Source organism: Candidatus Babeliales bacterium, assembly GCA_041660205.1.
Classification (GTDB): domain Bacteria; phylum Babelota; class Babeliae; order Babelales; family Chromulinivoraceae; genus JACPFN01.
Genome location: JBAZWT010000001.1, coordinates 145,889 through 160,716, shown reverse-complemented (window position 1 = coordinate 160,716; position 14,828 = coordinate 145,889). Strand labels below are relative to the sequence as shown.

Sequence of the window (14,828 nt, the reverse complement as noted above, 5' to 3'; positions counted from 1 at the left end):
GCTTCATCCGGGTCCTGATGTAGTTGCGCAGGCTAGCGGCCTACATAAATTCATTGGTCGCACCAAGCCAATTATCACCGATTCTGGTGGCTTTCAAGTATTTAGCCTTGCATACGGCGGCGTCGCTAGTGAACTTAAAAGCAAAGGGCAGAAAAATACTGGAAATGCTGTCTTAAAAATCAATGAAGATGGAGTTGTCTTCCGCTCATATCGCAATGGAGATTTGATCACCCTAACGCCTGAATCATCAGTTCTTGCTCAAAAAAAATTAGGCGCCGATATCATCATTCCTTTTGATGAGCTGCCTCCGTACCATATCGACAAACGCGCTTTAAAAAAATCGCTCGACCGTACTCATCGCTGGGAAAAAAGATCACTTGATCAGCATCTACAAAATCCTCAAAACCAAGCTATGTACGCTGTGATTCATGGTGGAATCTTTCCTGAATTTCGCAAAGAAAGTTGTGAAACATTAGGCGCTCTTCCCTTTGATGGTTTTGCCATCGGTGGAAGCGTTGGAAAAAATCGGCAGGAAATGGTTGAAATGCTGACAAGCACTATGCCACTACTTCCAGAAGACAAGCCAAATCATCTTTTAGGTATCGCAGATCTGCCGTCAATTGAATCAATTATCCCACTCGGGGTAGATACTTTTGATAGCTCACATCCAACCAAGTGTGCTCGTCATGGTCATTTATTTACGTCACTTGGCACCAAAAAAATTACACAAAGCCGATGGAAAAACGATCTTGGACCAATCGATCCAAGCTGCCTATGCGCTACATGTAAAAATTACTCAACAAGCTTTATTTATCATTTATTTAAAGCAAAAGAAGCATCAGCTCACACGCTTGCAACTATTCATAATATTACCTATATGAATAATTTAATGCGTCAATATCGAGAAAAAATTTTAGCAGGAGATCTATAAAATGATCATTCAATCACTGACCAATCCAAAAATTAAACACATCGTTAATTTGCATTCAAAATCATATCGTCAAGAGCATAAACAATTTATAGCGCAAGGCATAAAAACCTGCGTTACCTTGTTTGAGGGCGGATACAAATTGCACTCTATCTACTTGAGCGAAGATATGTACCAACAGCATGGAGATTTTTTTCCTTCTGAATCTATCGTCCTTGTTACCGATGCCATTGTAAAAAAAATTAGCACAACCATCACACCAAGCGGTATTGTAGCTGTTTTTGAAATGCCTGAAAATCAAAGCGCTCCAACTGACAACTCAATCGTTTTGTACAACATTCAAGATCCTGGAAATTTAGGAACATTGATTAGAACGGCCGCAGCAATGAACATTCATACTGCTTACCTGGTCGAAGGAGTCGACCCATACAATCCAAAAGTTATCCAAGCAACAGCAGGAACCATTGCAAGCGTTGAGATCGTACAAATAAATTGGTCTGAATTTCAAAAACTATGCAAAAGTTTTACAACATGCGCGCTTGTTGTCCAAGGTGGAAAAACTCCAGAGTCTATCGACTTAAAGAGTTCTATTTTAGTTATTGGCAACGAATCACAGGGCTTGTCGTCGCAAGTAATTGATGAATGCACTGAAAAATTAACCATTCCTATGCCAGGAAAAACAGAAAGCTTAAATGCAGCAGTAGCAGGATCCATTGCTATGTATCTTAAAAACAAAAACTAAAAAGGAATACGAGTGAGCAATTCTCATAAATTATCACTACAATCAGCAATTTTAATCAATGTAAACATCATGGCTGGCGCAGGTATTTTTGTAAACGTCGTCGATTTAACCAAAGCACTGAGCCTTGCAAGCGGACTGCTCTATCTTTTCGTAGGGTTGTTCTTGTTTCCTTTGGTTTTCACGTTTGCTCAACTCGTCAAAACACATCCTTCTGGTGGATTTTATTCCTTTGCTCAGCCACTATCTCCATTTTTAGGATTTATAAGCAACTGGACTTACTTTTTTGGAAAACTCGCATCAGCATCATTACTGCTCTACGTTGCTTCAACTTTTTTAAAAGAATTAGCCCCATCTCTGCTTGCATCAGTTGATCCGCTATGGATCAGCTTTATCATTTTAGCGCTATTCATTTATTTAAACTTTTTGAACGTACGTACTGGAATTATTATTCAACGATGTTTTATTGCCGCAAAATCGATACCGATGATATCACTGATTATCCTTGGCATCTATCTTTTCGACGTTAACATTTTTACCTCATTTCAAGCAGTGCCCATGTCATCGTTTATTACGATGCTGCCATTGGTTCTGTATTGTTATTCTGGATTTGAAGCGGCTTGTTCAATTAGCAGAAATATGGAAAATCCTGAAAAAAACGCTCCAAAAGCGATATTTTATTCATTCTTTTCTCTCATTTTAATCTATGTGGCATTTCAAACACTCGTTGCCATGATGCTTCTACCAAATATTGCATCACTAAGTGCATACACTCAAGCTTATCCGTACATCACAAGCTTAATTCCTACCAGCCCTTGGATTCAAACTAAATTGGTAACGATTATTAGCTTTTTAATTGGCTTTTCTGCAATGGGCGCAACGTATGGTCTACTATTCTCAAACTCATGGAATTTGTACACCCTGGCTCAAAATAGACACATTTTTGGCGCTGATAAGATCAGTTGCCTTAACCAACATGGCATTCCAACCTTTGCTGTGCTCGTTGAAGGTATAATTTGTGTTTTCTTTTTACTCGTTACCAACGGTAATAAAATTCAACTTATGCAAACAGCTGCTTTAGGATGCACGATTACGTATACTATTAGCACTATTGCATTCTTACATCTTAAAAAATGGTCAAGCTTGACTGGGTTTTTATCGCTTGTAACATGCTCAGGATTTATCGTCTCATGTATCATAAGCTCAATTCAATATAACTTTGTATCCCTTAATCTGTTTGCTTTGATGTTTGCGTTAGGACTTATTATGTATTATCACTGTGAAAAAAGAAGGTAGGGATTTTTACACAGCTATTGGAATTTATAAAAGAACAATAAACTTAACAAAATAATACCCATTCCTTTTAAAAATCCCCGTCTCGGCGTAGCTAAAAGCACAGCCAGGGTGGGGATTTTTTATGCCTAAAACAGATCCATGAATATCGCTTTATAAAAACAGTGGGGGGCTTTTGCAACCTCAAACTAGGCAGGGCATACTATTAGCATAAAACAGGTAATGATAAAGCAAACTATATTGAAAACAACGTTATCCTTTTAGGAGGTCACTATGAAAAAGTTATTACTTTCTTCTCTTATGCTTACAGCAGGTCTTAACCTGTCTGCAATGGTATATATCCCAGTTCCAGTCCAAAACACGCAGCAAGCTTTATATGCTCCTGCAGCGGGACCACTCGTGATCGGCGATCGAGTCAATCCGCAAACGGGAATTTTAGAACGCGGCGTGATTATGTACACACTGTTTACCAACCCTTTATTTGCTGCAGAACTTGCAACAATTACTCAATTTAATGGTCAAGCTATAAACAACGTGTCATATCAGACAATCATGGATAATTTAGCAAAAACAACAAATACAGCACAGGCTACTGCTACTGTTAAAGCTTTTGAAAAAGTGATTATGTATTTGTATGATTACCGTGCGTATGCATATGGTAACTACAAGCCAGGAACAAGTATTTTTGTAACTGGTATCAAATGGAGCTGGATAAACCCGCTTGCATACTTTGATCCAAAAAGCTATATAAGTGATAATAATCCTGAACTACATCAGCTTATTGATGAACTTTCTAACCTTTCTAGCGTTGCAAAAAAACACAGCGTTAAAGACGGAATTCGCCTTGAGCTAACAGTTCATTCATACCGTAACTGGCGTCGAAATTTGATTATAGCAACAGCAGCTTGTGCTGCTACAGGTCTATACGTCAAAACTAAATTAATGAAATCAAGTACACAGGCTTAAAACTGTGTACCTATAAATCAACCTATAAAAATCCCTGGCCTAAAACGCCAGGGATTTTTTGTTTAAAACCTAAAGAATAACTTAACCTTAATAAATACAGCTTTACGCGTACCGCAAAGCTCTTTTAACGAACCTTAAGCATAATTGCAGCCAGTAAGCACAGAATCAAAGTAATGATATTAAAACGCATCGTTACCTTTGTTTCTTTCCAGCCTAGCATCTCAAAATGATGATGAATCGGAGCCATTTTAAAAAGTCTTTTGCCCAGTAGTTTGATCGAACCTATTTGCATAATGACCGACATTGCCTCAACCACAAACATTCCACCAGCCACAGGCAAGAGTAACTCTTGCTTTGAGATAATGGCCATCATGGCGAGAGCAGCTCCTAATGATAAAGAACCTACATCACCCATGAAAATCTGAGCTGGATGAGCATTAAACCATAAAAACCCTAAAGAAGCTCCAGTTAAAATACCCCCAACAATAACCGCTTCACTGCAGCCCGTAAAGGGTATTTGAAGATACGTGGCAAAAGAGGCATGTCCAGCTAGATAGGCGACCCCCGAAAAGAATGAAAAATTCAATAAGAGCGATCCAATCGCCAAACCATCGAGTCCATCGGTTAAATTAACCGCATTACTCGTACCTACCAAAATCAAAACAATCCATGGGATCAAAAGGTAGCCAAGATCAGGGTGAAAATGCTTGAAGAGCGGCACACAAACCAATGAGGACGGATTTTTTAGCCATATCCACAGCATTGCTACGATAAAGGCAGAAAGTAGCTGTAAACGGAATTTTGGGGTGGCTGAGATGCCCTTTTTGTACCAAACCTTGTGCATATCGTCTAAAAGCCCAATTGACCCAAATAAAACCAAGGTAAGGCTAAAGAGCCATAATTCAGGCTTGCTCCAGTCGCACCACAGAAAAAGATTGGAAAGTACGACCAGCAGGATAAAAATGCCTCCCATGGTCGGAGTTGATCCCTTTTGCTGGTGTGAATCAGGCGTATACGGCCGGGCACTGTTTGCAAAAGCTTTTCTTGAAAAGTCGATAAATCGCTCCCCAAGCGCTAGTGACATAGCAAATGTGGTCAAAAGGCCCATGAGAGCTCGAAACGAAACATAATGAACAATATTAAGAGCAGAAAACTGCGATTGAAACAATAAAGCTATGTGATAAATCATCAGAAAAGTCCTAAAAGATAAGGTTTTTATCTCTTAAGAATAGCGATTCAGTCGCGAAATTCAAACAGTTTCTTTAATTTACCCCCTACCCTTTTGCAGATACAGTATGGTTCCTGTAGTCTGTAAGAGTTGAATATTGAAATTGATAATAAAATTGAAATGAAAATAGCATACAAAATTAACTCGAATAAGAGGTACATTATGAAAACTATTAAAAAGATTTACTTACTTTCAGTCCTTGCGTTAACAGTAACTGCACAAGTTGTACGTGCTGACGATGCAACAGATACAAAAATTCACAATGCCGTTGAAACAAGATTGGCAACAACCCCAACAACCGCTGTTGGATTGGCTAATACGCTTGGTGAACTTAAAACAGATATTTTAGCTATTATTGCTACTGCGCCCGACGCTGCTAATTACGCAACGTTGAAAGCTGCGGTTGAAAAGCTAGATCCTAAACAAATGCTTGCAATGGTTATACATTTGAAAAATGTTTTAGAAATCATGCCTAACAATACAAAGGCTTTGATTTTAACTAAAGTTCCATTGAGAATTCGATTGGCAATGAAATTGTCATAATTACCCATAGACTACGTCTAAGATATCCAGAAATGGAGTTTATTAAAGACAATCTATAACATTAGAATTTAAATAAGAAAAAGAGGTTGATCTTTCGGTCAACCTCTTTTTTACGTTTACTTTATATTTTTATGACGCTGAAGCTTTCTCAGCTTTTTTCGTATTTTTTTTAGCAGCGCGATTATCTTTTTTATCTTGCAAGAGCTTTTCATATTGGGCTCTTGATAACTTAGCGCTTTCTATTTTTTCTCTTGATTTTTTTGCATGTGTATCTGCAATTTCAGTTTTTCTGTCTGCATGCTTTTTAGCTATAGCAACTGTATCGGTTGTTGGAAAATATTTAACAGTTAGCTGTTGGACAACTTTTTTTTCTTCTGACGTAATAGTTGTTTCATCTATTGCGCGTATCCACTTTCGCAATTGCTGTGTTGATATGATTCCATTATCATGCAAGCCTTTTGCAAAGGCTGTACTTGGTATTACAGGTACAGGAGTTCGAATGTGAAAAAAATCGGTCTGATTTGAAAGTTGATCTATATCATAATACTCAGCCTCTGTTGCACCCCTAAGAGGATCACCTACTAGAGCATCAGCATGTACATTTTGAGCCATTAAAACCATTAAAAGTATCTGACTATATAAAATTATTTTTTTCATGTTTACCCCCTTTTAAAATTTCTTACACACCCTAACAGTATCAAAAGACAAAGCTAGAAAGCAATGATTTAGGCTAAAAGTTAAACAAAGACTTCTAAGTCAACGCACAGTAACGCTCGCAGTCAAGACACAAATAAAGATTTTTAATGATCAGCGGCACCCCGTAGCAAATTTGTGAAAAAACCTATTATAGAGTATACTTTTAATACATAAAACCCCTTTAAAAGTGTGCAATCATGAACAAAGCAAATCAATCTTTTGACGTTATCGTCGTTGGCGGCGGACATGCTGGCGTAGAAGCCGCATATGCATCTGCTAAAATGGGCTGCAAGACGCTTCTTTTAACCATCGATACAAATAAAATTGGACTGATGCCGTGCAATCCATCCGTTGGAGGTGTAGGCAAAGGTCATATTGTTTTTGAAATCAGCGCACTAGGCGGACTTATGCCGAACCTGTGCAGCAAAACTTATCTGCAAGCTCGTATGCTCAACACAAAAAAAGGACCTGCGGTTCAAGGCCTTCGCCTTCAAATTGATAAAGATGCTTATTCAAGCCTTGCTGGTCAAACACTACAAAACACTCCAAATCTAACTATTGCACAGGAAATGGTTGATGAAATCTTGGTTAAAGATGGTTCCATTTGCGGCATTCGCTGTGAATCTGGAATTATTTTTGATAGCAAACAAGTGGTGCTAACAACGGGTACATTCTTAAACGGACTTATTCACGTTGGTGAAAAAAATTATCCCGCTGGTCGTCGTGACGAAAAAGCAGCAACCAAACTTTCAAACTTTTTAACAAAATTAAATCTTAAGCTTGGCAGACTTAAAACGGGTACTCCACCCCGCCTAAAAACAGACACAATCGATTTTTCACAGCTCGAAAAACAAGAAGCTGAACCGCTTGATAGTTTATTTGAATTTGATCCTATTGAGGTGAAAAACACTCATGATTGCTACATCGCTCGCACCAATGAAACCACTCATCAAATAATTCGAGACAACTTGCACAGATCTGCAATGTATAGCGGAAACATTAAAGGTATCGGACCTCGTTATTGCCCTTCTGTTGAAGATAAAATCTCCCGATTTACTGACAAATTAAGCCATCACATTTTTGTTGAACCTGAAACCAAAGAGTACGCTGAAGCTTATCCGAGCGGAATTTCAACATCACTTCCAGAAGACGTACAACTACAGTTTATTCGTTCAATTGCTGGATTTGAAAATGCAACTATTGCAAAATTTGGCTATGCCGTTGAATACGATTTTGTTCATCCTGATCAGCTTAGTCACGCACTTGAAGTAAAAACGATTCCAGGACTCTTTTTAGCTGGTCAAATTAATGGAACAACTGGATATGAAGAAGCTGCTGGTCAAGGTATTGTTGCCGGAATTAATGCAGCTTTAAAGCATAAAAATCAGCCACCTTTCATCTTAGACCGCCAGGAAAGCTACATCGGCGTTATGATTGATGATTTGGTCACGCTGGGCGTTGACGAGCCTTACCGTATGTTTACCTCACGAGCAGAGCGACGTTTGATTTTAAGACAAGATAATGCGTTCTTGCGCTTGATGCCAAAGGCGTATGATCTGGGCCTGATCTCGCAAGATTTGTATCAACGATTCTTAGATGAAAAAGCTGATTTAGAAAAAATAATTGAAGATGTTGATAAAAAAGTTAATAATTCAAAAATGGCTCAGTATCTTTTGCAAGAGCCAACAGCTCAAGAGCTTGCGGCTACTTTAGGGTACACCACGTCATCTCGAAACGCTCTTTCACTTTTATCACACGTGAAATATAAAGATTACATTAAGCGCGAGCTTGGTGAGATTGAAAAAAATAATAAATATAAAGATATGGCTCTTCCGTCCGAAGATCTCATTAAAAATGCACCTGGAATTTCTACTGAATTGAAACAAAAATTGATACGCCACAAGCCTGCAACGATTGCTCAGGCTGGACTCATGCCTGGCATAACACCCGCAGCAATCGCCCTTCTTATTTTACTAGCCCGTAAACCCGAATTGGTGAAAAAAAATGATCTATATTAAAAATCTTGAATTACAATTTGGAAACCAAGTTGTCTTTGACGAAATCAGCTGCACTATCAACAAACAAGACCGTGTAGGACTTGTCGGTAGAAACGGTACAGGAAAATCTACTCTTCTAAAAATAATTGCAGGAGACATGGGTACTGATGGCGGCGAAATTGATATCCAAAGAGGATCCAAAATCGCATATATGCCACAAGAAGTTGTCATCGCATCTGACAAAAGTGTCGTGGATGAAACGCTTGCAACTTTTCAATATCTGTACGATATGTCTCAAGAGAAAATCGCACTTGAAGCAATTATTGCAGATAGTCCAACCGCAAGTGATGTAAATCGTTATGCAGAGTTGGAACATGAACTGCTTGAACACAATTACGATTCTAAAAAAGCACAAGCTCAAAAAATTTTAACAGGTCTCGGCTTCGACGATAAAAAACAGGCAACAAAAGTTGCTAATTTAAGCGTGGGCTGGCGTATGCGTGTGGTTCTTGCAAAACTTTTGCTCCAAGAAGCAGATTTTTATCTGTTTGATGAACCTACGAACCACCTTGATCTTTCAACCAAAAATTGGTTTCTGCAATTTCTAAAAGATGGTTCTTTTGGATACTTACTCGTATGTCACGATCGATATTTCCTTGAAGAAGCGTGTAACAAAACATTTGAACTATCACTTGGAAAATTAACCGTTTATCACGGAAACTATACATTCTACCTAGAACAAAAAAAGATGCGTACTGAGCATCTAGAGCAAGCTTACGAACAACAACAACGTGAAATAAAACACAAAGAAAGCATTATTAGTCGCTTCCGTGCAAGCGCTACAAAAGCTGCTATGGCGCAAAGTATGATCAAGTCTTTAGATAAAATAGATCGTATTGAGCTTGAGCGTAAACCTAAAACTATGGTTCTTAAAATGCAACCTCCTGCACGCTCTGGTCAACAAGTTTTAGTTGTCAAAGATGTTTCATATTCATTCGATCGACCAATATTTAAAAACGTTTCTTTTGAAATTCAACGAGGAGATAAAGTTGCTCTCGTTGCTCCAAACGGAACAGGAAAATCAACGCTCTTCAATTTAATTGCTGGCAAATTAAAGCTGCAAAAAGGTTCTGTTGAATTCGGACACAATGTGATATCGGCTTTGTTTGATCAAGATCAGGAAAAAGTTCTCGATCCAAATAAAACTATTGTTCAAGAAGTAACTGACGCGTGCCCTAACATTACCGAAGCGCAAATTCGAGCAACCTTAGGTTCGTTCTTGTTTTCTGGTGATGATGTAAAAAAATCTACTAAAGTGCTCAGTGGTGGAGAAAGAAACCGCGTTGCTATGGCAAAAATTATTTTGAGCAAAGCAAATCTATTCCTGCTTGATGAACCAACGAACCACCTTGATATCGAATCAAAAGAAGTTATTTTACAAGCTTTACAAAGCTTTGAAGGCACGATTCTTTTTGTTTCGCACGATCAATATTTTACCAATAAATTAGCAACTAAGGTTGTTGAACTAACTGAACAGGGCGTTACCCTTTATTTTGGAAACTATGAAAGTTATGTGAGCACAAAAGAAACTGTGCAATCATCGCAAATCCCTAAAGAAGTAAAAGTAGCTCAAGCATCTACATCAGTACCAAAAATTGATAAAAAAGACCTGTATCTTTTACAAAAAAAAGCTAAGAATGTAAAGAACAAGATTGGCAATTTAGAACGCCAAATTCCTACTCTTTTAGCAAGTATTGGCAACGTGCCGTACGGATCAGATGAATACAACAAACTTCAAACTGAATTGAAAAAAGCAGAAGCTGATCTTGCATCATCAACCAAAGACTGGGAAGAAATGCAAAAGCAAATTGACAGCGGTAATTAATAATGAATTTTACGATGAGCCCGATTCTTTTTCATCTGTGGGGTCCTTTATCTGTGCATGCTTATGGAGCTTTTATAGCTCTTGGGGTTACCATAGCTTGGGGATTTGCTCTTGCTGACAAACCTTTGAAAAAAATCATTTCACTCGATGATTTAGTTGTAAGTTTCCAACTGATGCTTCTGTCTGGTTTTTTAGGCGGCAGAATTGTTTGTATGCTGTCACAGCCTGAACCTGTGGATGATTATTTATTTTTATTTAAGTTTTGGGAGCCTGGATTTTCAATCTTGGGCAGCATCATAGGAATAACTATCACACTAGTCGGCTATCTTTACGTGAAACATATTTCCATACTCAGGTATGTCGATCGTATAGCTTTATACGCTCCGATCGTACAAAGCTTTGGCAGAATTGGATGTTTTTTTGCTGGTTGTTGCTTTGGTTGTCCCTCACCCGCTTGGTGGGCTGTGACATACCAAGATCCTTATCACATGGCGCCACTGCATGTGGCATTGCATCCTGCTCAACTGTACAGTAGCTTTATGCTTATGGCGTTATTTCTGTTTTTATTTTTTATAGGACAATATCGCTTCAAAAAACCTGGTATACTTTCTTGTGTTTACCTTGCGAGTGCAAGCATAGAACGATTTTTAATTGATTTTATCAGGTGGGATAGAGCCTTTACTTTAAAAACTGGTTTTCTTTCTTGCTTATCTGTGCATCAATGGATTGCGCTTGCTGTATGCGCCTGCGCAACAGTGAGCATTGTTGTCATAACAAAATGGACAAAAAACGACTATGGATCTGTTTAATTTTATCAAACAAAACGTCGATATCACTTCTGTGATTGGCGAGTACACAAGCTTAAAAAAAGCAGGGTCTTTGTACTGGAAAGGTCGCTGTCCGTTTCACCACGAAAATACTCCATCGTTTAGCGTAAGTCCTCATAAAAATATTTTTTACTGCTTTGGCTGCCATGAAAATGGCGACGTAATTAATTTTATTGAAAAAATAGAACATCTGTCAGCGTTTGAAGCTGCGCAGCATTTAGCACAACGATTCAATCTTGAGATTCCACAAGAAGTGCAAAGTTCAGCAACGCATCACGCCGTAGACAAAAATCATTACCGTTTATGCCAAATTGTTGCACAGTGGTGTAATTCAATGCTCCTCAAAAGCCCTCAAGCTCTACAATACTTAAAAGATCGTAGCATTTCTCCCGCTACCTGCGGCCAATTCATACTTGGATTTTTTCCATCTGGACCGCGAGGTATAGAGCAGCTTCTTGCTCATGTTTCAAATCAAGGCTTTTCAAGTAGAGATTTAATCGAAGAGCACATCGTTTTTCAGGGCAATAATGGACTATACTCACCTTTTGAAGATCGCATTATATTTCCCATAAAAGACCATTTGGGGCAAACATGTGGTTTTGGCGGGCGTATATTTTTACCCCATGACACACGACCAAAATATTACAATTCTATGGAGACTCAGCATTTCAAAAAGGGAAAATTACTTTTTGGTTTTGACTTAGCAAAGCAAGAGATCCACAAGCAAAAGTCTGCTTTTTTAGTTGAAGGATATACTGACTGTATCGCGATGCATCAACATGGATTTAAAAACGTTGTGGCAACGCTGGGGACAGCTTGTTCACCAGAGCACCTTCAACAGCTCGCAAAACATGCTCAGACTATGTATCTTTTGTATGATGCTGACGCAGCAGGAAAACAAGCAATTTTACGCCTTACTTCATCATGCTGGCAATTGGATTTAGACCTTAAAGTCATCACGCTGCCCGCAGGACAAGATCCAGCATCACTACTCGAGCAAGGCAAAAGCTTAGCGCCTTTTGTTTCAGGCGCTATCGACATCTTTAGCTTTTTTCTGCAGGCGCGAGGAGACGGATTTGGTCAAGAATCGATGAAAAATCAAATGACAACCATACAGGAGCTCTTTGAGCTCATATCGCAGGTTTCCGACTCTTTGAAACAAAATATTTTGCTTATGAAAACGGCTGAGACTCTACAGATCCCTTTAGAAATTATAAAAAAAGAGTATACTAATAGACACGTCATAGCTCAAAAAAACAGTAAAACTGACATAGAGCTAAGTGACAATAAATTAAGCGCAAACGAACCTGAAAAAATCACCAATGATAAGCTTGAAGAGCAAATAGTCGCATCGATTATTCATGATCCAGCACTGCTCACAGAGCAATATGAAACCTTACTTCTTGCGTGCTTATCACAGAATGCGCTCAAGATTGTAAAAAAAATTATAGACTACAAAAAAACTCACAGCTCCTTAAGTGTTGAAAACTTGTCAGATGTTTTAAATGCACAAGAGATTGAGCAAACTAAGGGTTTATTGTTTACCATTGAAAGCGCAAATATACAGCTGACCTTTGAAAACCTGATGCTGCAATTTCAAAAAAAATATTGGAAGTCTATTGCCTCCCATATTAAAATGAAAATGACTCAAGCCAAAAAAGACAATGACTTAGAAGAAATACAACGACTCATGGATGTTTTTGAAAAATTAAAATTAGAATTATGTAAGAAGGGACGTTTATGATCAAGAAAAAAACAAGTTCTAAAAAAATAACCAAAATTACGATAAGCAACGAAGACAAGCAAAGTGTTGTAAAAAAACTCATAGAAGATGGCCAAAGACAGCGCTACATCACCTATGAAACAATCATGGAAATCGGCGAAAAACATAAATTCACCGAAGATGAAACGAATGAGCTTTTAAAAGAGCTTGAAAAGAAAAATATCGAACTGATTACGCAAGAAGAACTGCACAGCAGCCAAAACGTAACAGATACTGACGATTTCACAGAGCAAGACGAAAAAACAACGCACAAAGCTGCAAGCAAAATTTCTGTTGCTTCTCTTCCAGAAGAAGAAGAAGAAAGCGAAAGCGATGACACCATCAAAGATGATGGCGAAATTGTAAAAGAAGCTCCTGAGATCCCACAGATTGCAGATGGCGTAAAATGCTACTTGCGCGATATTGGAAAAATTCCATTATTGAACAAAAAAACTGAAACAATCATCGCTGAAAAAATTGCTTCGGGCAAAAGAGAATCAGTTGAAGCATTGTCTCGTTTTCCGATGATTCACAAAGAAATTTTAATCATTGCTGATCGAATCAATAAAAAAAATATCGCCCTTAAAGATATTATTCAATTTACAGAATTCGACGAAGAGAACTTGCCTAAGCTTGAAGAAGAGCGAGCAGCTCTTTTAACGATCATCGGCAAAATTAAAAAATTAATTCTTAATGAATCAGCAATTTATCTAAGCTATCGCGACAAACTTTCTTCTCCAGCAATGAAAAAAGAAATGTTTGAAAAGATCAAAGAAAACAAAGAAAAAACAAGCGAAGCGATTTTATCTATCAAGCTTTCCAACAAGCTCATCAGAAAGCTTGGAAAGAAGATAGAAAAATTAATGACTAAGATCTCAGAGCGTAAACTATTTATAAAAACAACAGAAAAACAGATTGCTGATCTGAAAAAGAAAAAAGGCACTGAAAACGCTGAAGAAATTCTTGATCTAGAAACTCAACAACGTATCGCTAAAAAAGCTATCAAGAATACAGAAAACGAAATCGGTTTTTCACATGAAGTCACGGCAAAATATTACACTATTTTTGCAAAAGGACAGATGAAAGACAAGCTTGCAAAAGCTGATTTAGCTAAAGCAAACTTACGTCTTGTGGTTAACAATGCTCGGAAATTCATTAATCGCGGACTTCATTTCCTTGATCTTATTCAAGAAGGAAACATCGGTTTAATGAAAGCTGTAGAAAAGTTTGAATTTGAACGCGGTTATAAATTTTCAACGTATGCAACATGGTGGATTAAACAAGCTATCACTCGTGCGATTGCTGATCAATCAAGAACTATTCGAGTTCCTGTGCACATGGTTGAAACGCTTAATAAAATCAACAAGATTAAGCATATATTCCTTCAAGAGCATGGAAGAGAACCGACACATACCGAGCTGGCAAAAAAATTAAACCTTGATGAGAAAAAAATAAAAAACATCATCAAAATTTCTAAAGAGCCAATTTCTTTAGAAACTCCGATTGGTGATGGCAATGATGCATCAATTAAAGATTTAATCGTAAGCGAAGATGATTTTTCATTATCAGATTCTGTTGCTAGCAACGACTTAAAAGAAAAAATCAGAGAAGTTCTTAAAACTCTTACGCCTCGCGAAGAAAAAGTTTTAAAAATGAGATTTGGTATTGACGTTGCATCAGAACATACACTTGAAGAAGTTGGTAAAGACTTTTCTGTTACTCGTGAACGAATTAGACAAATCGAAGTTAAAGCTTTGAAAAAGTTAAAACATCCATCGCGTAGCAAAAAATTAGTAACCTTCTTTGAAAAAGATATGAGCAACTTAGAAGTTGAAGAAATAGACGAATCTGACGACGAGTCATAAAGACAAGCAATATAGAGAGCACTCGTGTAAAAACGAGTGCTTCTTTTTTTAACAATTTGTATTATTTTTAAGATTGGACCATACTGAAAACCGAACGTT

General features: G+C 37.8%; 12 protein-coding genes. 10 read left to right on the top strand and 2 right to left on the bottom strand.

Annotation, left to right across the window (positions count from 1 at the left end):
- The 4 genes from tgt to WC747_00690 all read left to right on the top strand — a co-directional run.
- Nucleotides 1–931, top strand: a 931-nt coding sequence (gene tgt, locus WC747_00705) for a tRNA guanosine(34) transglycosylase Tgt (protein ID MFA5998527.1), incomplete at its 5' end; no start/stop codon positions are given.
- A gap of 1 nt (nt 932) precedes the next feature.
- Nucleotides 933–1,670: an RNA methyltransferase gene (locus WC747_00700; protein ID MFA5998526.1), complete on the top strand. Its 738-nt coding sequence runs from the start codon at nt 933–935 to the stop codon at nt 1,668–1,670.
- A gap of 12 nt (nt 1,671–1,682) precedes the next feature.
- Nucleotides 1,683–2,963, top strand: a complete 1,281-nt coding sequence (locus WC747_00695) for an APC family permease (protein ID MFA5998525.1) — start codon at nt 1,683–1,685, stop codon at nt 2,961–2,963.
- Nucleotides 2,964–3,233: 270 nt separating this feature from the next.
- Nucleotides 3,234–3,926, top strand: coding sequence for a hypothetical protein (locus WC747_00690; protein ID MFA5998524.1), 693 nt, complete (start codon nt 3,234–3,236; stop codon nt 3,924–3,926).
- A gap of 124 nt (nt 3,927–4,050) precedes the next feature.
- Here WC747_00690 and mraY read toward each other — a convergent pair whose 3' ends face one another.
- Nucleotides 4,051–5,115, bottom strand: coding sequence for a phospho-N-acetylmuramoyl-pentapeptide-transferase (gene mraY / locus WC747_00685; protein MFA5998523.1), 1,065 nt, complete (start codon nt 5,113–5,115; stop codon nt 4,051–4,053).
- 201 nt (nt 5,116–5,316) lie between these two features.
- On the opposite strand from mraY, the gene WC747_00680 reads away from it, so the two are divergent.
- Nucleotides 5,317–5,697, top strand: coding sequence for a hypothetical protein (locus tag WC747_00680; protein MFA5998522.1), 381 nt, complete (start codon nt 5,317–5,319; stop codon nt 5,695–5,697).
- A gap of 129 nt (nt 5,698–5,826) precedes the next feature.
- Here WC747_00680 and WC747_00675 read toward each other — a convergent pair whose 3' ends face one another.
- On the bottom strand, nt 5,827–6,354 hold the full coding sequence (locus tag WC747_00675) for a hypothetical protein (protein MFA5998521.1): 528 nt from the start codon (nt 6,352–6,354) through the stop codon (nt 5,827–5,829).
- A 236-nt stretch (nt 6,355–6,590) separates the two neighbouring features.
- Between WC747_00675 and mnmG the strand changes: the two genes are divergently transcribed.
- From mnmG to rpoD, 5 genes are read left to right on the top strand one after another with little or no spacing between them, the layout of a single operon-like run.
- Nucleotides 6,591–8,411, top strand: a complete 1,821-nt coding sequence (gene mnmG, locus WC747_00670; GenBank protein ID MFA5998520.1) for a tRNA uridine-5-carboxymethylaminomethyl(34) synthesis enzyme MnmG — start codon at nt 6,591–6,593, stop codon at nt 8,409–8,411.
- Nucleotides 8,398–10,275 carry an ABC-F family ATP-binding cassette domain-containing protein gene (locus WC747_00665; GenBank protein MFA5998519.1) on the top strand — a complete coding sequence of 626 codons (1,878 nt, stop codon included), beginning with the start codon at nt 8,398–8,400 and terminating at the stop codon, nt 10,273–10,275. Before mnmG ends, WC747_00665 begins: the two co-directional genes overlap by 14 nt.
- A gap of 2 nt (nt 10,276–10,277) precedes the next feature.
- Nucleotides 10,278–11,084, top strand: coding sequence for a prolipoprotein diacylglyceryl transferase family protein (locus WC747_00660; GenBank protein ID MFA5998518.1), 807 nt, complete (start codon nt 10,278–10,280; stop codon nt 11,082–11,084).
- A complete protein-coding gene (dnaG, locus tag WC747_00655; GenBank protein ID MFA5998517.1) occupies nt 11,071–12,846 on the top strand; it encodes a DNA primase in 1,776 nt (591 codons plus the stop codon). The genes WC747_00660 and dnaG overlap by 14 nt, the downstream gene beginning before the upstream one ends.
- Entirely contained in the window at nt 12,843–14,729 is a 1,887-nt protein-coding gene (gene rpoD, locus WC747_00650) for an RNA polymerase sigma factor RpoD (protein ID MFA5998516.1), read from the top strand. The genes dnaG and rpoD overlap by 4 nt, the downstream gene beginning before the upstream one ends.
- Nucleotides 14,730–14,828 lie beyond the last annotated feature (99 nt).